At 61.0% G+C, this 23,571-nt stretch carries 19 protein-coding genes; 12 read left to right on the top strand and 7 right to left on the bottom strand.

What is annotated here, in order from left to right; translation table 11 throughout:
• Window positions 1-23: 23 nt before the first annotated feature.
• From PSH65_RS20140 to PSH65_RS20125, 4 genes are read left to right on the top strand one after another with little or no spacing between them, the layout of a single operon-like run.
• A complete protein-coding gene (locus tag PSH65_RS20140; protein WP_305422018.1) occupies window positions 24-1,355 on the top strand; it encodes an MFS transporter in 1,332 nt (443 codons plus the stop codon).
• Window positions 1,352-2,017, top strand: coding sequence for a DsbA family oxidoreductase (locus tag PSH65_RS20135; protein ID WP_305422017.1), 666 nt, complete (start codon window positions 1,352-1,354; stop codon window positions 2,015-2,017). Before PSH65_RS20140 ends, PSH65_RS20135 begins: the two co-directional genes overlap by 4 nt.
• Complete coding sequence (locus tag PSH65_RS20130) at window positions 2,014-2,340, top strand: Rieske 2Fe-2S domain-containing protein (protein ID WP_305422016.1); 327 nt, start codon at window positions 2,014-2,016, stop codon at window positions 2,338-2,340. Before PSH65_RS20135 ends, PSH65_RS20130 begins: the two co-directional genes overlap by 4 nt.
• Window positions 2,337-3,347, top strand: a complete 1,011-nt coding sequence (locus PSH65_RS20125) for a YeiH family protein (RefSeq protein WP_305422015.1) — start codon at window positions 2,337-2,339, stop codon at window positions 3,345-3,347. Before PSH65_RS20130 ends, PSH65_RS20125 begins: the two co-directional genes overlap by 4 nt.
• A 242-nt stretch (window positions 3,348-3,589) precedes the next feature.
• On the opposite strand, the gene PSH65_RS20120 is transcribed toward PSH65_RS20125, so the two are convergent.
• Entirely contained in the window at window positions 3,590-4,642 is a 1,053-nt protein-coding gene (locus tag PSH65_RS20120) for an AraC family transcriptional regulator (RefSeq protein WP_305422014.1), read from the bottom strand.
• 356 nt (window positions 4,643-4,998) lie between these two features.
• Between PSH65_RS20120 and PSH65_RS20115 the strand changes: the two genes are divergently transcribed.
• The 7 genes from PSH65_RS20115 to PSH65_RS20085 all read left to right on the top strand — a co-directional run bounded on the left by PSH65_RS20115 (window position 4,999) and on the right by PSH65_RS20085 (window position 16,335).
• Window positions 4,999-5,565, top strand: coding sequence for an alpha/beta hydrolase (locus PSH65_RS20115; RefSeq protein WP_305422013.1), 567 nt, complete (start codon window positions 4,999-5,001; stop codon window positions 5,563-5,565).
• A gap of 127 nt (window positions 5,566-5,692) precedes the next feature.
• The gene (locus tag PSH65_RS20110) at window positions 5,693-7,705 is read left to right on the top strand and encodes a DUF1302 domain-containing protein (RefSeq protein ID WP_305422012.1); all 2,013 of its coding nucleotides are present in this window, start codon (window positions 5,693-5,695) and stop codon (window positions 7,703-7,705) included.
• A gap of 41 nt (window positions 7,706-7,746) precedes the next feature.
• A complete protein-coding gene (locus tag PSH65_RS20105; protein ID WP_305422011.1) occupies window positions 7,747-9,105 on the top strand; it encodes a DUF1329 domain-containing protein in 1,359 nt (452 codons plus the stop codon).
• A 147-nt stretch (window positions 9,106-9,252) separates the two neighbouring features.
• Window positions 9,253-10,326 (top strand): YCF48-related protein, encoded by a 1,074-nt coding sequence (locus PSH65_RS20100; protein ID WP_305422009.1) that lies wholly within the window; start codon window positions 9,253-9,255, stop codon window positions 10,324-10,326.
• Between the two features lie 31 nt (window positions 10,327-10,357).
• A complete protein-coding gene (locus tag PSH65_RS20095) occupies window positions 10,358-12,874 on the top strand; it encodes an RND family transporter (RefSeq protein WP_305422008.1) in 2,517 nt (838 codons plus the stop codon).
• A 7-nt stretch (window positions 12,875-12,881) separates the two neighbouring features.
• Window positions 12,882-14,660 (top strand): acyl-CoA dehydrogenase C-terminal domain-containing protein, encoded by a 1,779-nt coding sequence (locus PSH65_RS20090; RefSeq protein ID WP_305422007.1) that lies wholly within the window; start codon window positions 12,882-12,884, stop codon window positions 14,658-14,660.
• A 31-nt stretch (window positions 14,661-14,691) separates the two neighbouring features.
• Entirely contained in the window at window positions 14,692-16,335 is a 1,644-nt protein-coding gene (locus PSH65_RS20085) for a fatty acid--CoA ligase (protein ID WP_305422006.1), read from the top strand.
• Between the two features lie 122 nt (window positions 16,336-16,457).
• Here the strand turns inward: PSH65_RS20085 and PSH65_RS20080 are convergent, their stop codons facing one another.
• The 3 genes from PSH65_RS20080 to PSH65_RS20070 form a co-directional block, all read right to left on the bottom strand.
• Window positions 16,458-16,913, bottom strand: a complete 456-nt coding sequence (locus PSH65_RS20080) for a MarR family winged helix-turn-helix transcriptional regulator (RefSeq protein ID WP_305422005.1) — start codon at window positions 16,911-16,913, stop codon at window positions 16,458-16,460.
• Between the two features lie 130 nt (window positions 16,914-17,043).
• Window positions 17,044-17,484, bottom strand: a complete 441-nt coding sequence (locus PSH65_RS20075; protein ID WP_305422004.1) for an Ohr family peroxiredoxin — start codon at window positions 17,482-17,484, stop codon at window positions 17,044-17,046.
• Window positions 17,485-17,563: 79 nt separating this feature from the next.
• On the bottom strand, window positions 17,564-18,016 hold the full coding sequence (locus PSH65_RS20070; protein WP_305422003.1) for an Ohr family peroxiredoxin: 453 nt from the start codon (window positions 18,014-18,016) through the stop codon (window positions 17,564-17,566).
• A gap of 252 nt (window positions 18,017-18,268) precedes the next feature.
• Here PSH65_RS20070 and PSH65_RS20065 point away from each other — a divergent pair, with 252 nt between their 5' ends.
• On the top strand, window positions 18,269-19,276 hold the full coding sequence (locus tag PSH65_RS20065) for an Ldh family oxidoreductase (protein ID WP_305422001.1): 1,008 nt from the start codon (window positions 18,269-18,271) through the stop codon (window positions 19,274-19,276).
• Window positions 19,277-19,391: 115 nt separating this feature from the next.
• Here the strand turns inward: PSH65_RS20065 and PSH65_RS20060 are convergent, their stop codons facing one another.
• From PSH65_RS20060 to PSH65_RS20050, 3 genes are all read right to left on the bottom strand, one after another.
• Window positions 19,392-20,972 carry an aldehyde dehydrogenase (NADP(+)) gene (locus PSH65_RS20060; protein WP_305422000.1) on the bottom strand — a complete coding sequence of 527 codons (1,581 nt, stop codon included), beginning with the start codon at window positions 20,970-20,972 and terminating at the stop codon, window positions 19,392-19,394.
• 210 nt (window positions 20,973-21,182) lie between these two features.
• Window positions 21,183-22,577 carry a fosfomycin efflux MFS transporter AbaF gene (gene abaF, locus PSH65_RS20055; RefSeq protein ID WP_305421999.1) on the bottom strand — a complete coding sequence of 465 codons (1,395 nt, stop codon included), beginning with the start codon at window positions 22,575-22,577 and terminating at the stop codon, window positions 21,183-21,185.
• Window positions 22,578-22,648: 71 nt separating this feature from the next.
• Window positions 22,649-23,566 carry a dihydrodipicolinate synthase family protein gene (locus tag PSH65_RS20050; RefSeq protein ID WP_018928306.1) on the bottom strand — a complete coding sequence of 306 codons (918 nt, stop codon included), beginning with the start codon at window positions 23,564-23,566 and terminating at the stop codon, window positions 22,649-22,651.
• Between the last annotated feature and the right edge of the window lie 5 nt (window positions 23,567-23,571).

Genomic DNA, 23,571 nt, shown 5'->3' with positions numbered 1-23,571 from the left:
AAACAAAGCTTTGAGGAGGCTGCATGGCCTTTCACCCAATCGCTGCAGACGATGATGACTGCAGTGGCGTCGGCGTTACGCGCACGTACGCCTGGATCGTCTTTGCACTGACGTTCGGCTTGTTGATTTCCGATTACATGTCGCGTCAGGTATTGAACGCGGTGTTCCCGATGCTCAAGGGCGAATGGGCCCTGAGCGACGGTCAGCTCGGCCTGCTCAGTGGCATTGTCGCCCTGATGGTGGGGCTGCTGACCATTCCCCTGTCATTGCTGGCGGATCGCTTCGGCCGGGTCAAGAGCCTGGCGCTGATGGCTTTGCTGTGGAGTCTGGCGACGCTGGGCTGCGCATTGGCGCAGGACTATCAGCAGATGTTCATTGCACGATTCATGGTCGGCGTCGGCGAAGCAGCGTACGGCAGCGTCGGCATCGCGGTGGTGATTTCGGTGTTTCCCAAACACATGCGTGCAACCCTGGCCAGTGCCTTCATGGCGGGCGGCATGTTCGGTTCGGTATTAGGTATGGCGCTGGGCGGTGCAATCGCCGCCAAGCTTGGCTGGCGCTGGTCGTTTGCCGGCATGGCGCTGTTCGGCCTGCTGCTGGCGGTGCTTTACCCGGTCATCGTCAAGGAAGCACGTATTGCGCCGCAACGTGCCGCTCAGGCGGCGAACAAGGCAGCTGCCGCGGTCAAGCGTCCGTTGCGTACGCTGTTTTCCAGCCGCTCGGTGATCGCTGCCTACATTGGCAGTGGCTTGCAACTGTTCGTCGGCGGCACCGTCATTGTGTGGATGCCCAGTTACCTCAATCGTTACTACGACATGGCCACCGACAAGGCGGGCGGTGTCGCGGCGATCATCGTGCTGTGCAGCGGAGCGGGGATGATCCTGTGCGGCATGCTCAGTGATCGACTGTGTCGCCATTCGCCGGAGCGCAAAGTCGCTTTGGCCATCGCTTATTGCCTGGGCAGTTGCCTGCTGTTGTCGGCGGCATTCGCGCTGCCGGCAGGGCCTGTGCAATTGGCGCTGATCTGCCTGGGCATGTTGATTGCCGCCGGCACGACCGGCCCGTGCGGAGCCATGGTTGCCAACCTGACCCATTACTCGGTCCATGGCACAGCGTTCGCCACACTGACCCTGGCCAACAACATGCTGGGGCTGGCGCCTGGGCCATTCATCACCGGCAGGGTGTCCGATCTCATCGGTTTGCAGGCTGCTTTTCAGTGGGTGCCACTGGTCAGCATCGTGGCTGCGGCCGTGTTTTTTTATGCCAGGTGTCATTACCACAAGGACATCGCCCGGCTTCGAGGCGAGCAAGTCCTCGATTCGATTGGCAAAGCGGCGTTAGAGGTGAAGTTATGAGTGGTCGTTTACGTATTGATGTGTTTTTCGATTTCATCTGCCCGTGGTGCCTGATCGGCAAGCGTCAACTGGAGCGCGCGCAAGACCTGCTGCGATTACAGCAGCCCGACGTGGAAATCACGACGGTGTGGCACGGGGTGCAATTGCTGCCGCAGCTGCCGGCACTGGGTGGGGTTTTCGCCGATTTTTACCTCAAGCGTCTGGGCAGTCCTGAAGCCGTAGCGATGCGCCAGGCCCAGGTGCAGCAGGCTGCGATGGCGGTGGGTGTGCCCATCGATTTGAGCCGCATCGCCCGCATGCCCAATACCGCCGACGCCCATCGCTTGCTGGAGCGTGCGAGCGTACTGGGCAATAGCGCCCAATGCGATGTTTTGCTTGAGCGTTTGTTCGCGGCCTATTTTCAGTTGGGTGAAGATCTGGGCTGCCAGGAGACCTTGCTCGCCATCGCCCAGTCGTGTGGTTTCGACCCTGATGCCATGGTCTCCTTCCTGCAAGGCGACGGTGATCCTTACGTCGGCAACGAGGCGGGAGCCGCCAGTGGCGTGCCCAGTTTTCAGTTCGACCATCGCCTGACGATGGTGGGCGCACAACCTGCCGAGGCACTACTTGCCGCCATGTGCGAGGCCTTGCTTGAAAGTCATCGCGGGTGGCAACCGGTATGAGCCATCGTGTCCCTGTGCCTGCCGGAAAACTCCCGCAGGCGGGTGGTCGTGCGCTGTTCGAATTCGATGGCAAAAGTCTGGCGTTATTCAACGTTGAAGGTGACCTGTTCGCCATTGACGACAGTTGCCCGCACCAAGGCGCCTCGCTGTGTGGCGGGCGCCTTGAGGGGCGGGTGATTCAGTGCTGCGCCCATGGCCTGCGCTTCGATCTGCGCAGCGGTTACTTGCTCAATTCAACCCAGCTCAAAGTCGCCAACTACCCGGTCGAGATCATCGACGGCCAGGCATTCATCGTTATCGTTCCCGAGGAGTCCGTGCCATGAGCGCTATCGCGCTTACCCGTATCCATAGCCGAACGCGCGAACTGGCGCCGGGTTTTGTCGTCAGCCTGATCGTGGCGGCGGCCGCGTCCTTTTTGTCCGAGCATTACGGCGCGCCGGTGATGCTGTTTGCCTTGTTGTTGGGCATGGCGCTGAACTTCCTGGCCGGTGACGGCGCCTGCAAGGCCGGCATCGAATTCACGGCCCGCACGGTGTTGCGCATTGGCGTGGCGTTGCTGGGCATGCGCATCACGCTCGAACAGATTGCCGCGCTGGGCTGGAAGCCTGTAGCGCTGGTGGTGATTGTGGTGGTGGTGACGATTGGCGTCTCGGTGATCGCGGCCAAGGCCCTGGGATTCCAGCGTTTGTTCGGCATGCTCACCGGTGGGGCCACCGCGATTTGTGGTGCATCGGCGGCGTTGGCGCTGGCGGCGGCATTGCCCAACCATCCGCAGAAAGAACGCGCGACATTATTCACGGTGATCGGAGTGTCGGCGCTGTCGACCCTGGCGATGATCGTGTACCCGATGATTGCCAACTGGCTATCGTTGTCGCCACAAGTGGCGGGCGTGTTCTTGGGGGCGACCATCCATGATGTCGCCCAGGTGGTCGGTGCCGGTTACAGCATGTCGACCGAGACCGGCGATACGGCCACGGTGATCAAGCTGATGCGCGTTGCCATGCTGCTGCCGGTGATCGTCTGCGCCGCGATGATTACCCGTATGCAGGGCGCCGACCCGGCTGGCAAACGACCGCCGCTGCTGCCATGGTTTGCGGTCGGGTTTCTGATTCTGGCCTGTATCAACAGCACCGGTTGGATAGCCCCGGTGGTGCAGGGTTCGGTCAATGAATTGTCGCGCTGGTGCCTGGTGGTTTCCATCAGTGCCCTGGGCATGAAGACCCAGCTCAAGGAGTTGGCGGCGGTGGGCATCAAGCCGATCCTGCTGATGGTGGGGGAGACGGTGTTCCTTGTCGTGCTGGTGCTGTTGCTGCTGCGCTGGGGAATGTAGGCACACAAAACTGTGGCGAGGGAGCTTGCTCCCGCTGGGGTGCGAAGCAGCCCCAAAACCGTCGCCGCGTACTTTCTGAAAAAATGCAGTGGCCTTGGAAGAGGGGCGCTTCGCACCCCAGCGGGAGCAAGCTCCCTCGCCGCAGGACTCCTCGCCGGTGTCACAGACACCGGTTCTTTTGCGGCGACTGTACCAGCAGTCGCCGCTTTTTTTTTGCATGCCCAGCGTCTGTTGCGTCCGGTTCAGGGTTCGATGGAGCCGGGCAGGGTGGTCAGGTCCGGCGGTGCCTTGGCGGTGTGCTTTTGCGCGCTGCGCCATGCGGCGGGCGGCATGCCGAACTGGGTGATGAACCAGCGTGTGAAGGAACTCGCCATGGAGTAGCCGAGCATGTCGGCAATGCGCCCCAACGAATAATTCGGGTTTTCCAGGTAGCGCAACACCAGGTCGCGACGCACGTCGTTGATCAGGTCGTTGAAGGCGCAGCCGTCGTCTTTCAGGCGACGTTGCAGGGTGCGTACGTTCATGCCCTGGGTCTGGGCGATCTGCTCGATGGTGGCGCGCCCCATCGGCAGCAGCAGGTAGATGGCTTTGCGCACCTCGAACAGCATCGATGGGCCCTCATGACTCAGCAGCGAGTCGAGGTAACTCTGGGCGTAGCGCGCCATGGCCGGGTCGGCATTGGGGTTGGTCACGTCGAGGCTGGCGTCGGAGCAGACAATGCCGTTGAACTCGCTGCCGAATTCCAGCTTGCAACCAAACAGGCGGCGATGCAGTTGCAGGTTGTCGGGAGGCTGGTGCGTGAAGTTGACGCTGTAAGGGTGCCAGTGGGTACCGAGCAGGGCGGCGCACAGGCGGAACATCACCCCGATGGCCAGTTCATTGGCTTGTCGGCAGGGCATCGGCGATTCAGTAACCACCTCCTCGCGAATAATCACCATCTTGCCGGCCTCTTCGATGAAGAGGGCCAGCGAGTCGTTCATCAGATGACGGTAATGCACCAACACTTGCAACGCATCACGCAGCGTTCGCTGGTGGCTGAGCAGCAGGCTGACCACACCGAAGTCCGAGAGCTGACGCGACTCGGCCATGCTCAGGCCGAAGCTCTGGCAGCCACTGGCGGCGGCCGAATCTTCCAGCAGGCGTACGGCGGCATCGATGGGGATGCGGTGTTCGGGCGCTTGCAACAGGGCTTTGCTCAGGCCGACGCTAGCCAGCACATCGCGCGGGTTGAACCCCAGGTATTGGGTGACCTCCAGGTAGTTGGTCAAGACGGCGGCGCGAACGAGCTTGGGCATGCGAAGGTCTTTCCTGGGCCGGTTGCGATTCAAATGAGCGTGGCGACTATATCCAGCACATCAGCAATTGAACAGTTGTGAGGTTGTCGAGGGCGCTCGCCCAATTCTTTCCAGAATCACCTCCGTTGTCGTCGAGCAATCAACGCTCACCCCTTGATTACAGTGACCCGCAGAGAACCTGCCGGGATTTACGACCAATGGTCGGCGCGTGCCGATCCCTGGAAATTTGTCATGAAAAGAAAAGTGCCTGACGTCCAATGAAAAGCGCCCCGGGTGGGCGCTCTTTAATGTCAGTCCTACAAAAAGCCCCTGGCCAATAGAGCCAGTCGAGTCATCGAGAAAGCGAAGGTGTTGAAGTGGACAAACTGCTAACTGCCGCAACCGTTCTGATCGTACCGGGCCTGCGCGAGCACGTTGCCGAGCATTGGCAAACGCTGCTTGAGGCAAGGCTCTGCAAGGTGCGCAGTGTGCCGCCGCTGGAAACCGACAAGCTCGATTGCGCCAAGCGGGTCGAAGCGATTCAGCACGCGCTGGAGCAGATCGACGGGCCGGTGATTCTGGTTGCTCACAGCGCCGGAGTGCTGATGGTCGCGCACTGGGCGGCGCAGCACCGTCGGCCAATCAAGGGTGCGCTGCTGGCGACGCCTCCGGATCTCGATGCTGATTGGCCGCAAGGCTACCCATCCGCTGAAACCCTGCGTACCCAGGGTTGGAGCCCTCTGCCAAAAGGGCCACTGCCGTTCCGCAGCCTGGTGGCCGCCAGTACCAACGACCACCTTGCCAGCCTGGACGCTGCCACTCGCCTGGCTGAAGGCTGGGGCAGTGAACTGCTCAATATGGGCGAGGTGGGTCATCTCAATCCAGCTGCAGGCTTTGGCCACTGGCCTCAAGCCGAAGCACTCATCCTGGAACTGGATCGCTAATTCAGGCGCCGGTTGGCCCCAGCCATCCGGCATTTGCCCCCACTCCTGAAAAACGTAAACCCCTGGAACAAGGGGTTGCGCGAGGGCGGCTGCGCTTAAAACAAATACAAAAGGCGGAGACAACGCAATGCACAACAATAAGAGTCACGGATTCGCACCCTCGCGTTACACCTTGTTGGCCTCGGCCATCCTGGCCGCCGCCGTGCCGGTCGCGCAGGCGGTCGAGCTCGACACAGGTAACCCGGACTGGACCGTACGTCTGGATAACACCGTGAAGTACAACTACGGCGTACGCACCGAAAGCGCTGACAAACGCATGCTGGCAACGCCGAACAACAACGACGGCGACTACAACTTCCGCAAGGCCGGAACCAACATCACCAACCGTGTTGACCTGTTGACCGAAATGGATGTGGTCTACCAGAACCACATGGGTTTTCGTGTCAGTGCCGCCAGTTGGTACGACAAGGCTTACGAGAACACCGGTTCCAATTCCAACCCGTTCGTCAACGGCAATGATGCAAGGTCGGGTCTGGTCGCCAACGATCCGCGCCTGGCCGGGGTCACCGGCGACAATGTCGGCAACGGCAGCCCGCACCTGAGCAACTACGCCCAGCGTTACTACACCGGTCCATCCGGCGAAATCCTCGATGCCTTCGTGTTCTACAGCACCGAAGTGGGCGAGGAGTCGCTGTTGAGTGTCAAGGCCGGCCAGCACAACGTGTTCTGGGGTGAAACCATCCTCAACCCGGTGCACTCGATCAGCTACGGCCAGTCCGGCCTGGACCTGGCCAAACTGGCCGCCTCGCCGGGTACCGAAGCCAAGGAACTGTTTGTTCCGCGTAACCAGCTGTCGATGTCGTTCACGGTCAATCCCGAGTTGACCGTGGGTGCCCAGTATTTCCTCGATTGGGACGCCGCGCGCCTGCCTGAAGCCGGTACTTACTATGGCGGTTCCGATCTGGTCGGCTTCGGTGCGCAGTCGTTCCTGCTGGGCAACACCAATGGCGTGGTGCCGGGCAGTCCGCTGGGTTGTGGTCTGGCGCCGTGCAACGGGCTGACCAATGTGCGTCGCGGTCACGACCTGACGCCGGACAAGCGCGGTGACTGGGGCGTGATGGCCAAGTGGTCGCCGGCCTGGCTGGATGGCACCCTCGGCGTTTACTACCGCAATACCTCGGAAATCCTGCCGCAAGCGTGGTTGAACGCCACCGGGCTGACGTCGGCCAACCCCAACGGCACTGCACCTGCCGGCATGGTGCCGGCCGTGGTCAACACCCTCAATTCGTTGAGCACCAGCACCTATCAACTGGCCTATGCCGACAACATTCAGATCGTCGGCCTGAGCCTGTCCAAGGATGTGGGCGGTATCAGTGTGGGGTCGGACCTGAACATTCGGCACAACATGCCGCTGGCCAGTATTCCTGCGGTTGTCAGCTCGACAGGGCCGCGGGGTTTGGGCGCAGGTCTTGGGTTGTTGCCGGCTCGCACGGCGGCCACCGGGGTGATCTATGACACCCCGCAAAAGGGCGACAGCCTGAGTGCCACCGGTGACACCTTGCACTGGACGCTCAACGGCCTGATGACCTTCCCGAAAACACCGGTGTTCGATTCGGCCAGCCTGCTCGCCGAGTTGTACTACAGCAACCTGCTCAAGCTCGATAGCAAGAACGAAGCGCTCTACAAGGGCAAGGACACCTATCGCGGCATCGACCAGCCGACCCGGGACAACTGGGGTATCGCGGTCAACTTTACGCCGACCTGGTACCAGGTGTTTCCCGGCGTCGACCTCAACGCACCAATGTCCATCAACGTCGGCCTTGACGGCGTATCACCAGTGTCCGGTGGCGGTGCCAAAGACACCGGCAACTATGCCGTGGGCGTGGGTGCCGTTGTGTACAACAAATACTTCGTCGACCTGAAGTACGTGGACTCCTTCGGCAAGACCGACAAGTGCGACGCCAGCGGTTTGAGCACCGGCGCAGCCAATGCCGGCAGCGGCGACGGCTCCACACCCAATGCCTTTAGCGGCAATGAAAACTATGCGTGTTACGGCGGCGGCTACTCGGCCTTCTCCGGTGGTGGGGCCACGACTGAGGACCGTGGCGCCGTTTACCTGACGATGAAAACCACTTTTTGATTCACCACTGATTTGCTCAATGCAAGCAGGAGAATAACAAGATGAAATTCGCAAAAACCGTGTTGGCTGCTTCGCTGGCCATGGTCCTTGCCGCCCAGGCACAGGCCGCTGTTTCAACCCAGGACGCTGCCAAGTTGGGCAGCAGCCTGACCCTGGTGGGCGCCGAAAAGGCCGGGAACGCTGATGGTTCCATCCCCGCCTATGACGGTGGCCTGACCACACCGCCGGCCAGTTTCAAATCCGGTGACAGCATGCGTCCGGATCCCTTCGCCAACGAAAAACCGTTACTGGTGATCGACGGCAAAAACGTCGATCAGTACAAGGGCCTGCTCAGTGCAACCACGGCGGAACTGGCCAAGCGTTTCCCGAGCTTCCACGTCAATGTCTACCCGACCCACCGTACCGTTTCGCTGCCCAAAGCCATCCTCGACAACGGCGTGAAGAATGCCAGCGGCGCCAAGTCCCTCGAAGGTGGTTTGGCCATCGATAACGTGCTGCCGGGCGTGCCGTTCCCGATTCCGCAGTCGGGCAACGAGGCGATGTGGAACTTCCTGTTGCGTTATCAGGGGGTCAACATCAACTCCAAGTACGACTCCTGGAACGTCGACTCCGCTGGCGTGCCGACCCTGGCGACCACCGGGCAGGCGTTCATTTCCTATCCGATCTACGAGAACCTGGCGCAGCCGATCAGCAGCGCCGACGTGTACTACCAGATGAAACTGTCCTATACCGGCCCTGCGCGCCGGGCCGGTGAAGCGGTGATGCTCAAGGACGCCGCCAACCCGCTGCAGCAACCGCGCCGCGCCTGGCAATACTTGCCTGGGCAGCGCCGGGTCAAGCTGGCGCCTAACCTGGCTTACGACACGCCTAACCCTGGCACTGCTGGCGCGGGCACCTACGACGATGTTTTCGTGTTCAACGGTGCGCTGGACCGCTACGACTGGAAGCTGGTGGGCAAGCAGGAAATGATCGTGCCGTACAACACCTACAAGCTGACTTACGCCCAGGACCCCAAGTCGCTGACCGCCGCCAATCACCTGGCACCGGATTACGTGCGCTGGGAAAAACACCGGGTGTGGGTGGTGGAAGGCAACCTCAAGGCCGGCGCCCGACACATCTATCAGAAGCGCCGCTTCTACCTCGATGAAGACAGCTGGACCGCTCTGGCCTCTGACCAATACGACGCCCGTGGTCAACTGTACCGTGGCTCCTTCGCGTTCCTCAGCCAGAGCTACGACAAGCAGATCCCGGACTCCACGCCCTTCATGATCTACGACCTGGTGGGCGGCTCCTACAACATCAACGGCGTGGTCGGGCCTTACGGTGGCATCAAGTACATCGATCCGCTCTCCAAGGCGCAGTGGTCGCCCGAGTCCCTGGCCGGTAGCGGGATTCGCTAAGCAAACCGTGACAAAGCGTCCGTGCGGTCCACTGCCAGGCAGGGGACCGCACGACGGTCGGCGCGTGCCGATCGTTTCGCACGCCCAGGTTGGAACGTCAGGCACACGGACGTGTGTCCCGGCGCGGTTATCCGAAGAGGACGCGGTATGTGTTCGTACAAAAAAAATCTGCGGCTGGCGCTCGGCGCTCTGCTTGCAATGTTGCAGGGCCTGAGCCAGGCGTCCGGTTATGTCGACGTGCTGGATCTGCCGGCCAGGGTCAGCGCCCTGGCCGTCAACAGCCCGTTATCCGGCATGGCCCGCGCCGGCGAGCGTTTGGTCGCAGTCGGGCAGCGTGGCCACATTCTGTATTCCGATGATGCCGGCAAACACTGGCAGCAGGCAGCGGTGCCGGTCAGTGCCGACCTCAATGCCGTGAGTTTTCCTTCCGCCACCCAAGGCTGGGCGGTGGGCGGCGACGGTGTGGTATTGCACAGCAGTGACGCGGGTGCGACCTGGCGCAAGCAACTGGACGGCCGCGAGATCGGCGCCTTGCTGGTCAAGCATTACCAAGCGTTGGCCCGTGCAGAACCTGGCAACGAACAATGGCCATTGCTGGTCGCCGAGGGTGAGCGCCTGATGGCGCAGGGCGCCGACAAACCCTTGCTTGATGTCTGGTTCGAAAACGACCGCCTCGGCTATGTGGTCGGGGTGTTCAACTTGATCCTGCGCACCGAAGACGGCGGCCAGAGCTGGACACCGTTTCAGGATCGCACCGACAACCCGCAGGGCTTTCACCTCAACGCCATCGCCTCCACTGGCGATGCGCTGTACATCGCCGGCGAGCAAGGCTTGTTGCTGAAATGGGATGACACCCAACAGCGGTTCGCCGCCGTGCAGACACCCTATCAGGGCAGTTTTTTCGGTGTGCTCGGCAAGCCCGGCGAAGCGCTCGTCTACGGCTTGCGCGGCAATGTGCTGCGCAGCACCGATGGCGGTTTCAGCTGGACCCCGCTGAAGAATGGCCTGCACGTCAGCATCACCGCCGGCCTCGTCGATGGCCGTGGCAACTACCGCTTGTTCACCCAGGGCGGGCAGATGCTGGTCAGCCAGGGCACAGGCACGCAATTGCATCTGGTTCAGCAACGGGCACCGACACCGGTGACCGGCGCCACTCAGTCCGCCGACGGTGTGCTGGTGGTGGTTGGCAGCCGTGGTGCACGGACGCTGTCCGTTGAATAAGCCCTCGAACCCTTAGAGCGAGAACCCAGACATGGGCCATACCAAACAAGAAACCATGCCGGTGATCCGCGATCTGCGGGATTTCGACCGCCATTCCGGCAATCGGCTGGAGCGGTGGGTGTTCAACTATCGCCCGCTGTTCATGCTGCTGATGGCGCTGGCCACCGTGGTGTTGGGCTACATGGCCGCAACTCGCCTGGAGCTGCGCCCCAGCTTTGAAAAGATGATTCCGCAGAGCCAACCGTACATCCAGAATTTCCTGGAAAACCGTCAGTCGCTGCGTGGTTTGGGTAACTCGGTACGGGTGGTGGTGGAGAACACTCAGGGCGATATTTTCGACCCCGCTTACCTGGACGTACTCAAACAGGTCAACGATCAGTTGTTCGTCACCGAGGGCGTCGACCGCGCCTGGATGAAGTCGTTGTGGAGCCCGGCGGTGCGCTGGACCGAAGTCACCGAGGAAGGTTTCCAGGGTGGCCCGGTGATGCCCGATACCTACGAGGGCAAACCCGAGCAAATAGAACAGCTGCGCCAGAACATTTCCCGCGCCGGAATCGTCGGCAGTCTGGTGGCTAGCGACTACAAGTCGAGCATGCTCATCGTGCCGCTGCTGGACAAAGCCACGGCCAGCGGTCAGCGCATCGACTACCACGCCTTTTCGCAGATGCTCGAGGAGCAGTTGCGCGACAAGATCGAGTTCGCAGGTAGCAGTGCTGCGCGCAAGGCCGGGGAGGAGGGCAAGGGCCAGTACAAAGTCCGGGTGATCGGTTTCGCCAAACTGATGGGCGACCTGATTGACGGCCTGATCCAGGTGATGATGTTCTTCGGCCTGGCCGTCGTCACTTCGCTGATCATCATTTACGCCTATACCAGATGCGTGCGCAGCACCTTGCTGGTGGTCGGCTGCTCGCTGATCGCGGTGGTCTGGCAACTTGGCATCGTCGCCTGGCTGGGTTATGCCATCGATCCATACTCGGTACTGGTGCCTTTCCTGATTTTCGCCATCGGGGTGTCCCACGCGGCGCAGAAGATGAACGGCATCATGCAAGACATCGCGCGTGGCACCCACAGATTGATCGCCGCACGCTACACCTTCCGCCGTCTGTTCATTGCCGGCGTCACTGCGCTGTTGGCCGACGCTGTCGGGTTCGCGGTGCTGATGCTGATCGACATTCCGGTGATCCGCGACTTGGCGATCACCGCCAGTATCGGTGTGGCGGTGCTGATCTTCACCTCGCTGTTGCTGATGCCGGTGGCGCTGTCTTATGTCGGCGTCGGCACCAAGGCAGCCGAGCGTGCGCTGAAAATCGATACGCGCGCAGAAGGGCACAAAGGCTTCGGCAAACTGTGGGACTTGCTTGACCGCTTCACCACGGCCAAATGGGCCACGGGGGCGGTATTGGTCGCGGTACTGATGGGCATCGGCGGCTTCATGGTCAGCTTGCAGCTGAAGATCGGCGATCTGGAAAGTGGCGCACCAGAGTTGCGTGCCGACTCTCGCTATAACCGTGACAACGCCTACATCACCAGCCACTACGCGCTGTCCAGCGACCTGTTCGCGGTGATGATCAAGACCGCGCCGGAAGGCTGCTTGAACTACAAGACGCTGGTTCTCGCCGACCGTCTGGCCTGGGAACTGCAGCAGTATTCGGGGGTGCAGGCGACGGCTTCGTTGGTCAACGCGGTGCGCCAAATCACCGCCGGCACCTATGAAGGCAACCCCAAGCTCAACAGCATCCAGCGCAATCAGGACGTGCTGAACTACGCCGCGCAGCAAGCCTCGGTCAATTCCCCGGAGTTGTTCAACACCGATTGTTCGTTGATGCCGGTGATCACCTTCCTCAAGGACCACAAGGCCGAGACCCTGGATGCGGTGGTGGGCATCGCCGAAAAATTCGCCCGGGAGAACAACAGCGAAGATCGCCAGTTCCTGCTCGCGGCCGGGTCGGCCGGGATTGAGGCGGCGACCAATATTGTGGTGCGCGAGGCCAATCGCACCATGCTGCTTTACGTCTATGCGGCGGTGACGTTGTTCTGCCTGATCACCTTCCGCAGCTGGCGCGCGACCCTGGTCGCCCTGTTGCCGCTGGTGCTGACTTCGATCCTTTGCGAGGCGTTGATGGTGGCCATGGGCATTGGCGTGAAGGTCGCGACTCTGCCGGTGATCGCGTTGGGCGTGGGCATCGGCGTGGACTACGCGTTGTACCTGCTCAGCGTGCAGTTGCATTACCAGCGCCAGGGCCTGCCGCTGAGTCAGGCTTACCGCAACGCCGTGTCGTTTACCGGTCGGGTGGTGGGCCTGGTGGGCATCACTCTGGCGGCGGGCGTGGTGTGCTGGGTCTGGTCACCGATCAAGTTCCAGGCCGACATGGGCATCCTGCTGACCTTCATGTTCCTGTGGAACATGCTCGGCGCGCTGATCCTGATTCCAGCCCTGTCGTACTTCTTGCTGCGTCACCCGGTTCCACAAGCCCAAGTGGCGCAAACCGGTGAGACCGGTGCATCCCAACGTCAGGACATGCCGCATGCCCTGACCACTTCTGAGTAAGCCAACTATGTCTGATTACAAAGCTCCCTTGCGCGACATGCGCTTCGTACTCAACGAGGTCTTCGAGGTGTCCCGGCTCTGGGCCAGATTGCCTGGCCTGGCCGAGGTGATCGATGAAGAAACGGCCGCCGCAATTCTTGAAGAGGCCGGCAAAATCAGTGGCGAAGTTATCGCACCGCTGAATCGCAGCAGCGACGAGCAGGGCTGCACCTGGAGCAACGGCGCGGTCCAGTCTCCAGACGGATTTGTCGCGGCCTACCAGGCATTCGCCGAAGGCGGTTGGGTGGGTGTTGGCGGTGATCCGCGGTTCGGTGGCATGGGCATGCCCAAGGCCATTTCGGCTCAGGTCGAAGAGATGGTCAACTCGGCGAGTCTGTCGTTCGGCTTGTACCCGATGCTGACCGCCGGTGCGTGCCTGTCGATCAATGCCCACGCCAGTCAGGAACTCAAGGAACGCTATCTGCCGAACATGTATGCCGGCACCTGGACCGGTTCAATGTGCCTGACCGAGGCGCATGCCGGCACTGACTTGGGCCTGATTCGCACCCGAGCCGAACCTCAGGCCGACGGCAGTTTCAAGATCAGCGGCAGCAAAATTTTCATCACCGGCGGCGAGCACGACCTGACCGAAAACATCATTCACCTGGTGCTGGCCAGACTGCCGGATGCACCCGCCGGTCCCAAGGGCATTTCACTGTTCCTGGTGCCCAAGGTGCTGGTGAATGCCGACGGCTCGCTGGGTGAACGCAACGCGCTGTCCTGCGGTTCCATCGAGCACAAGATGGGCATCAAGGCGTCCGCGACCTGCGTGATGAACTTTGATGGCGCTACCGGCTGGATCGTCGATGCGCCGAACAAGGGGTTGGCGGCGATGTTCACCATGATGAACTACGAACGTCTGGGTGTGGGTATCCAGGGTCTGGCGTTGGGTGAGCGTTCGTACCAGAACGCGGTCGCATACGCCCGTGACCGTATGCAGAGCCGTTCGCCGACGGGCGCGCAGCACAAGGACAAGTCAGCCGATCCGATCATCGTGCATCCGGATGTACGGCGGATGCTATTGACCATGAAGGCCTTGAACGAAGGTGGGCGGGCGTTCTCCAGCTACGTGGCGCTGCAACTGGACATCGCCAAGTACAGCGATGACGCGGCAACCCGCAGCCGCGCCCAGGAACTGGTGTCGCTGCTGACCCCGGTGGCCAAGGCGTTCCTCACCGACATGGGGCTGGAAACCACGGTGCATGGCCAGCAGATCTTCGGCGGCCATGGTTACATCCGCGAATGGGGCCAGGAGCAGTTGGTTCGCGATGTGCGCATCACGCAGATCTACGAAGGCACCAACGGCATTCAGTCACTGGACCTGGCGGGGCGTAAAATCGTCGGCAGCGGCGGGGCGCTCTACCGCTTGTTCGCTGCCGAAATTCGCAACTTCACGGCTAACGCGAGTGCCGACCTCAACGAGTTCTGCAGGCCATTGAACGCCGCCGTGGACACCCTCGACGAACTGACTGCGTGGTTGCTGGATCGGGCCATGAACAACCCCAACGAAATCGGCGCCGCTTCGGTCGAGTATTTGCAGGTGTTCGGCTACACCGCCTATGCCTACATGTGGGCACTGATGGCCAAAGCGGCCATGGGCAAACAGGCCGAGGATGACTTCTACGCCAGCAAGCTTGGCACTGCACGTTTCTACTTCGCCCGCCTGCTGCCGCGCATCCACTCGCTGAGCGCGTCGGCCAAGGCTGGCAGCGAATGCCTCTATCAACTGGACGCGGCGCAATTCTGAGCCCACGTAAATAGGACCGGGAACCTCAACCATGATGGCGACAAAAATAATTCCGCCCGCCGATGGCGCCTATGCCTATCCCTTGCTGATCAAGCAATTGTTGTTGTCCGGCGTGCGTTACGAACCGGGCCGGGAAATCGTCTACGCCGACAAACTGCGCTACAGCTACCAGACCCTCAACCAGCGGATCCGCAGGCTGGCCAACGCCTTGACCGCTGCCGGCGTCAAGGCCGGGGATACCGTGGCCATGCTCGACTGGGACAGCCATCGCTATCTGGAATGCTTCTTTGCCGTACCGATGATCGGCGCGGTGCTGCACACCGTGAACATCCGTCTTTCGCCGGATCAGGTGCTCTTCACCATGAACCATGCCGAGGACGACCTGGTGCTGGTGCATGATGATTTTCTGCCGCTGGTTGAACAGATTCACGGGCGACTTGAAACCGTCAAAGGTTACCTGCAACTCACGGACGACACAGCAAACGATACGTCTCTACCGGTGCTGGGGGAATATGAAAACCTGTTGTCCGAGGCCGCAGACCAATACGACTTTCCCGACTTCGATGAAAACTCGGTGGCGACCCTTTTCTACACCACGGGCACCACTGGCGACCCTAAAGGCGTGTATTTCACCCACCGCCAATTGGTCTTGCACACCTTGAATGCCGTGGGCACTTTGGGCGTCTATCAAGGCTTGCCGTTGCTGCGTTCCGATGATGTGTATATGCCCATCACCCCGATGTTTCATGTGCACGCATGGGGTGTGCCTTATGTCGCCACTCTGATGGGGCTCAAGCAGGTGTACCCCGGCCGCTACGAACCCAACAGCCTAGTCAGGCTGTATCGTCAGGAGAAGGTTACGTTTTCCCACTGCGTGCCGACCATTCTGCAAATGGTCCTGAGCTGTGAGGAAGCGGCACAGACCCGTTTCGATGGCTGGAAAATGCTCTTGGGTGGCAGCGCACTGACACTGGGCATTGCCAGCGAAGCGAGCGCCAAAGGTATTCAGGTTTACAGCGGTTACGGCATGTCGGAAACCTGCCCATTGCTGTGCCTGACGTACCTGCGTGATGAAGACCTCGAACAATCCACGCAAGCCCAACTGGCCACCCGCATCAAGACGGGCACGCCGGTGCCGATGGTCGACCTGAAAATCATCGATGCCAATGGCAATGACGTTGCCCATGACGGCGAATCTCTGGGCGAGATCGTGGTGCGCGCACCTTGGCTGACCCAAGGCTATTTGAAGGCGCCCGAAAAGGGTGCCGAGCTTTGGCACGACGGCTGGATGCACACCGGTGATTTGGCCTCTATCGATGCCTTGGGAGGAGTGCAAATCAAAGATCGAATCAAGGATGTCATCAAGACGGGCGGGGAGTGGATCAGCTCTCTGGAACTGGAAAGCCTGATCAGCGAACACGCAGCGGTGATGTCGGTCGCAGTCGTGGGCATCGCCGATGAACAATGGGGTGAGCGGCCGATGGCGCTGGTGGTGTGCGAGCCGGGGCAGTATCTCGACCGCAAGATCCTGGAGGCGCACCTGCAAGGGTTTGTCGAGCGTGGCCGCATCAACAAATGGGCGATCCCCAAGCAGTTCAAATTCGTCGCCCAGATTCCTAAAACCAGCGTCGGGAAGATAAATAAGAAGCTGATCCGGGAAAGCGAATTGGGGTGAAAAAGAAGATGGGGTACCAGGGGCGAGTGTTCAAATCGCGCCGTCCCGACCCTGTGATTCAATGTCTAGCCCAATCGGAAAAGGTTGGGCTTTTTCATGCCCGAAAATCGATCAGTAGACACTCATTCCCCGGCCTTCGTCGATTTGATGAGATTGTTGCGCAGCTTCACAACCGCGTTCTGCAACTGCATGAACTCCTCCGGTGTCAGGCCAGTTGCGTCGGAGAGGCCCATTTCGGGACGGCCTTCGCGCAACTGTCGACCACTCTTCGTCAGACTGATCCGCACCTGCCGCTCGTCCTCGGGATCACGCTGCCTCTGTAGATAGCCCATCGCTTCCAGCTTCTTCAGGATTGGTGTGAGCGTGTTCGATTCAAGAAACAGCTTCTCGCCCAGGCTGCCCACGGTTTGATGGTCTTCCTCCCATAGCGCAACGATGGTGATGTATTGCGTATAGGTGAGCCCCAGCTGCTCGAGTATCGGCTTGTAGGCCTTGCCGAAGGCCAGGTTCGTGGAATATACCGCAAAACACAGAAAGTCGGAGAGCTTGGCGGGAGCCGTCTTGTCGGTGGGTTTCATGTGCTTCCTCGTTGGCCAAAGTTGAAGGCTCGCAAAGGCAAAATATACCGCGTATACGATTGTATCGGAACAGCTCTGATTGTCGGCGGTGGCCGGTTCGACAGCAACATCGAACCGGCCATGCGGTGAATCATGAGGTGAGGGCGTTTATGGCCACATCGATATTGCCTCGCGTCGCCTTCGAGTACGGGCAGATTTGGTCGGCGGCGTGCGCGAGCTCCGTCGCGACGTCTTGCGCCAAGCCCGGCACGCGCAGATTCAGCCGCGCCTGGAGGAAGTAGGCCGGACCGGTCTGGCCCAGATCGACTTCAATATCGACGGACATATCGGGCGGAAGCGTCACCTTCATATTTTTGGCCGCAAGCTCGACTGCGGCGGTGTAGCAAGCCGACCATGCGCCGGCGAACAGCTGCTCTGCGGTTGGGTGCGGTGCAATGGCTTTGAAGTCGTGCGCCAGTTTCGCGTTTCCAGGCGATGAGAGCTGGATGTCGAGACCACGGGAAGAGTTGCCAGCGTCGCTGAACGTCGTGTGGGTTTTGCCTGTCATCAGGACTTTTTCGATTTTGCTCATGGTTGAGTCCTCAACGTTTTGATTCTCATGCGCTTAAAGCGCATGCGATATATATGGCGCATCAACGCCGCGCGGTGCGTCATGCCGTGAGGACGTTCAGGGCCACGTCGATGTTACCCCGCGTCGCTTTCGAGTACGGGCAAATTTGATCTGCGGTATGCGCCAGCGTCGTCGCGATGTCATGCGCCAGACCCGGTACACGCAGAGTCAACCGAGCCTGGAGGAAGTACGCTGGACCGGTCTGACCCAGATCGACTTCGATGTCGACGGACAGATCAGACGGCAGCACCACGTTCATGTCATTGGCCACGAGCCCGACGGCGGCGGTGTAACAGGCCGACCATGCGCCGGCGAACAGTTGCTCGGCAGTCGGGTGTGGCTGAATAGCGGCGAACACGTGCGCCGGTTTCGCACTGCCAGGCGACGACAGCGTAATGTCGAGGCTGCCGTTATGACCACGCGAAGTGTTGCCAGCGGCGCTAACGGTGGTGTGAGTTTTGCCGGTCATCAGGACTTTTTCGATCTTGCTCATGGGGTGGATCCTCAACGTTTTGAAAGGTGTGATTTGTGTATCGCATACGTTTGTATCGTATGCGATGTAATAATAATTGCGCAGAGACCCATCGATGTCAATCGGTCGCGTTGCGTCGCCCGACGAGTGGCCTGGCAACACGCCGTCGACCGTTTCAACGATATGCCGAATTCGTCATCAACCCGACCTAAAGCGATCAAGCCGTGAGCCTTGGAATGGACCAGTCTGGATGGTCTGTCCAAGGAGATGAGCATGATCCGACTGACCCTGATCGAAGCCCGCGAGTTGGCCGAATCGATCCTGTTGCACAACGGTTTTAATCTGGCCCACGCGCAAGCGGTGGCGGCGACGGTGATCGCCGGCGAGCGCGATGGCTGTGCCTCCCACGGTTTGTACCGGATTCTGGGCTGCGTGAATTCCCTGCGGGCCGGCAAGGTGTCGGCCGATGCCGAGCCGCAGGTGATCGACCAGGCGCCGTCGATTGTGCGAGTGGATGCTGGCGGTGGTTTCTCGCAGTTGGCGTTCCAGGCGGGTCTGCCGTTGCTGGAGGAGAAAACCCGGGCCAACGGGATTGCGGCGTTGGCGATCAATCACTGTGTGCATTTCTCCGCGCTGTGGGTGGAGATCGAGCAGTTGACCGCCGCCGGGATGGTGGCGCTGGCGTGTAATCCGAGCCATGCCTGGGTGGCGCCGGCCGGGGGACGCGTGCCGGTGTTCGGCACCAATCCCATTGCCTTTGGCTGGCCGCGCGCGGGGCGGGATCCGTTTGTGTTCGACTTCGCCACCAGTGCGATCGCCCGTGGTGATATCGAGTTGCATCGACGTGCCGGCAAGGCGATTCCCGAGGGTTGGGGCGTGGACGCTGAGGGTCGGCCGAGCACCGATGCCAATGTGGTGCTCGACAGCGGCGCGATGCTGACGTTCGGTGGGCACAAGGGCTCGGCGCTGGCGGCGATGGTGGAGCTGATCGCCGGGCCTTTGATCGGTGATTTGACCAGTGCCGAGTCGTTGGCCTATGACGCGGGCAGCAAGTCGTCGCCGTACCATGGCGAGTTGATCATTGCGCTGGATCCGCGGCGTTTTCTGGGGGAAGCCACCGAGGAACATTTGGCTCGGGCCGAGGTGTTGTTTCAGGGCATTGAGGGACAGGGTGCACGCTTGCCATCGCAACGGCGTTATGCGGCGCGGGCACGCAGTGTGGTGGAGGGCGTGCAGATTCCCGAGGCGCTGTACAACGACCTGAAAGCACTGCTGGCTTGAATGCGATGAAAATCCTGGAGCGAGGCTTGCCCGCGAAGAATGCGCCGCGGTTTTTCAGGTAGTACGCGTCATCGTTCTTCGCGGGCAAGCCTCGCTCCCACAGGAGGTTGTGTTGTCAGACCGGCTCGCGGTGGCTGTCGCCATCAACCAGTCGCGCAATGCCCAGCGGATTGGCGTTTTTCAGGGCGTCGGGCAGCAAGGCATCCGGGCAGTTCTGATAGCACACCGGGCGCAGGAAGCGTTCGATGGCCAGGCTGCCGACCGAAGTGCCACGGGCGTCGGAGGTCGCCGGATAGGGCCCGCCATGCACCATGGCATCGCAGACTTCGACCCCGGTGGGATAGCCGTTGAACAGCACCCGGCCGACCTTTTGTTCCAGCAGCACCAGCAGATCGGCGTGTTCCTTCAGGTCCTGTGCTTCGCCAATCAACGTGGCGGTGAGTTGACCGTGCAAACTGTTCAGCGCTTGTCGCAACTCGGCCTTGTCGGCCACTTCGACGACGAGGGTGGTCGGGCCGAACACTTCTTCCTGCAACAGCGGATCACCCTTGAGCAGCAGACTGACGTCGGCCTTGAACAGTTGCGGCTGCGCCTGATTGCCGTGTTGATCCTGGCCCGCCAGGCGGATTATTCCCGGATGGTCGAGCAACGCCTGCACGCCTTTTTGGTAGCTGCCGAGGGTGCCGGCATTGAGCATGGTTTGCGCCGGTTGTTCGGCCATCAACGTACTGAGCCGCGCGGTGAAAGCGCTGAAGTGGGGTGAGCGAATACCGATCACCAATCCCGGATTGGTACAGAACTGACCGCAACCCTGGACCACCGACGCCACCAGTTCACCGGCGATTTTCTCGCCGCGTACTTGCAAGGCTTCGGGCAAAACCAGTACCGGATTGATGCTGCTCATTTCGGCGAACACCGGGATCGGTTGTGGTCGTGCGGCGGCCATGTCACAGAGGGCGCGACCGCCTTTCAGAGAGCCGGTGAAACCGACGGCCTGGATCGCCGGATGCTTGACCAGCGCTTCACCGACGCCTGCACCGTAGATCATGTTGAACACGCCTTTGGGCATGTCGGTTTGCTCGGCCGCGCGCAGGATTGCATCGGCCACGCATTCGGCGGTCGCCATGTGTCCGCTGTGGGCCTTGAACACCACCGGGCAACCGGCGGCCAGGGCAGCAGCGGTGTCACCGCCGGCAGTGGAAAAGGCCAGCGGGAAATTACTGGCGCCGAACACCGCCACCGGCCCGACGCCGATCCGGTATTGGCGCAGGTCGACCCGTGGCAGTGGCTGACGTTCGGGCAAGGCGCGATCGATGCGCGCACCATAGAAATCGCCCCGGCGCAGCACCTGAGCGAACAGGCGCATTTGATTGCTGGTACGGTTGCGTTCACCTTGAATGCGTCCGGTCGGCAGGGCGGTTTCGCGGGTTATCAGAGCGACGAATTCATCATCCAGCGCATCCAGTTGCGCGGCGATGGCCTCAAGAAATTCTGCACGGCGAGTTGCCGGCAAGTTGCGAAAGGCCGGGTAAGCGGCAGCAGCGGCTTGGGCGGCGGCGTCCACTTCCTCAGCGGTGGCTTGCATGAAAGAGAAGGGCAGCGCTTCGCCGGTGCTGGCGTCATGGCTGTGCAGAGTGATATTGCCAGCGGCGCCGCGGGCACCGCCGATGTAGTTGTGGCCGATGATCTCGGGCATGGAAAACTCCTGTCGAAAAAAGTGAGGCAGAACCTTTGCAGGTCAATCAAGGTGCTGAGTCGTGCGCTGTTTTGTGGCGAGCGAGCTTGCTCGCGTTGGGCTGCGTAGCGGCCCCAAAATAGCGGCAACAATTGCCTATTTTGCGAGTGCTGCGCACTCGAGCGGGAGCAAGCTCCCTCGCCACAGAGTGAGGTGTGACAGGTACAAGGCTCAGGCCAGTGAATCACCCCGGCGTGTGGCCGGCGCGGCGCTATCCAGCGCAGCAATACGCGCAGCGGACTCGGCATCCACCTGGTGCAACGACTTGCCACGGGTTTCCCGGGTCAGGCCGACGGCAACGATGGAAATCAGCGCGGCGCCCACCAGGTACCAGGCGATGGGTGTCGAGCTGTGATATTTGTTGAGCAGCGTGATGGCGATCAGCGGGGCCAGGGAGCCGGCGAAGATCGGCGCCACCTGATAGCACAGTGAGAGTGCGGTGTAGCGCACGTGGGTCGGGAACATTTCGGCCATCAGTGCCGAGTAGGGCGCATAGGTCATCGACTCGATGGCCAGGCCCAGAATGATCGCCGCCATGATCAGCCAGTTATTGCCGGTGTCCATCATCGGGAAACCGACAAAGCCCCAGAATGCGGTGAGCATCGCGCCGGTCAGGTAGATCGGTTTGCGCCCGACGATATCCGACAGATACCCCATCAACGGAATCAGGAAGAAGTGCACCAAGTGCGCGCCGAACATCAGCAGTAGAATTTCCGAGGTGTCCTTATGCACCACCAGTTTCAGGTAGGTGATCGAAAAAGTGACCACGGTGTAATAGAGGATGTTCTCGGCAAAGCGTGCACCGATGCCGACCAGCACGGCACGCCAGTGATGACGCAGCACTTCGACCACGCCCAGCTGTTGCTGCTTGGTCTGCGCCTGACGGGCCTGGGCTTCTTTGAAGATCGGCGCGTCATCGACGCTGGTGCGAATCCAGTAGCCGATCAGCACCACCACCGCCGAGAACCAGAACGCCACGCGCCAGCCCCAGGCGAGAAATTGTTCCTCCGACAGGTTCGACGACAACAGCAACAGTGCGACGGTGGCCACCAGGTTGCCGGCCGGCACCCCGGCTTGCGGCCAACTGGCCCAGAAGCCACGACGGTTGTCCGGGCAGTGTTCGGACACCAGCAGAATCGCGCCCCCCCATTCGCCACCGAAGGCAAAGCCCTGGATCAGGCGCAGCAGCACCAACAACACCGGCGCGGCATAGCCGATGCTGTCGAAGCCGGGCAGGCAACCCATCAGGAACGTGGTGATGCCGACCACCACCAGGCTCAATTGCAGCAGGCGCTTGCGGCCGAATTTGTCACCGTAGTGACCGAACACCAGACCGCCCAATGGGCGGGCGAGAAAGCCGACCGCGTACAGGGCGAAGGCGGCGATGATGCCGTCAATCGGACTGTCAGTCTGGCGGAAGAACAACTGGCCGAAGACCAGTGCGGAGGCTGTGCCGTAGAGAAAAAATTCGTACCACTCGGCGACAGTGCCGGCCATGGCGGCGGCCACTACGCGTTTGAGTCCCGAGGGGGTGGTTGCGCTGGACGTGCTGTGAGGATTGGACATGCTGGCGTTTCCTGTAGAGGCGCAAAAACAGGCAGCCGGGCCGGACCCGCAAGGATCCGCCCGGCAATCACTCAGAGACCGACGTCCGGCAACTCCGGACGATTGGCCATGGCCTTGGCCATGATCTGCTCGACGAACTCCCGATCCGCTTGCGGCAGTGCCAGGCGTGGCGGACGGGTCAACGCGCTGCCGCGACCGGCGATGGCTTCGCAGAGTTTGATGCACTGCACCAGGTCGGCACGGGCATCGAGGTGCAGGATCGGCATCAGCCATTCGTAGATCGGCATGGCTTCGGCAAAGCGACCGGCCTTGGCCAGGCGGAAGATGGTCTCGCCTTCTTTGGGGAACACGTTGGACATGCCCGAGACCCAGCCCTCGGCGCCCACAGCGATGCTTTCCAGCACCACGTCGTCGAGACCTGCGAACAGCACGAAACGGTCGCCGACTTCATTGCGCACGTCGATGAAACGGCGGGTATCGCCGGAGGAATCCTTGAAGCACACCACGTTGTCGCAGTCGGCCAGGGAAATCAGGATGTCCGGGGTGACGTCGTTTTTGTAGATCGGCGGGTTGTTGTAAACCATCAGCGGTACGTCGGCGTTCTTCGCCACGTAGCGGTAGTGCTCGGCGGTCTCGAACGGCTTGGAACCGTAGACCAGCGCCGGCATCAGCATCACGCCGTCGACGCCGACCCTGCGCACCGCGTTGGCCACCTTGGCCGCTTGCACGCTGGTGAATTCGGCCACACCGCAAATCACCGGCACGCGACCGCGAGAGGCATCGACCGCAACTTCGGTCACGGCGATTTTTTCTTCGGCGGTCAATGAGGTGTTTTCCCCCACCGAACCACACACCACCAGGCCCGATACGCCGTCACGGATCACGTTGGAAATCACCTGGTGAGTTTTTTCCAGGTTGATGGAGAAGTCATCGTTGAATTGAGTGGTCACCGCGGGGAAGACGCCACTCCAGTTAATGCGCTTGCTCATTGTTG

This window comes from Pseudomonas sp. FP603 (assembly GCF_030687415.1).
Lineage (GTDB): Bacteria > Pseudomonadota > Gammaproteobacteria > Pseudomonadales > Pseudomonadaceae > Aquipseudomonas > Aquipseudomonas wuhanensis.
This window is presented reverse-complemented; position numbering and strand designations above follow the sequence as displayed.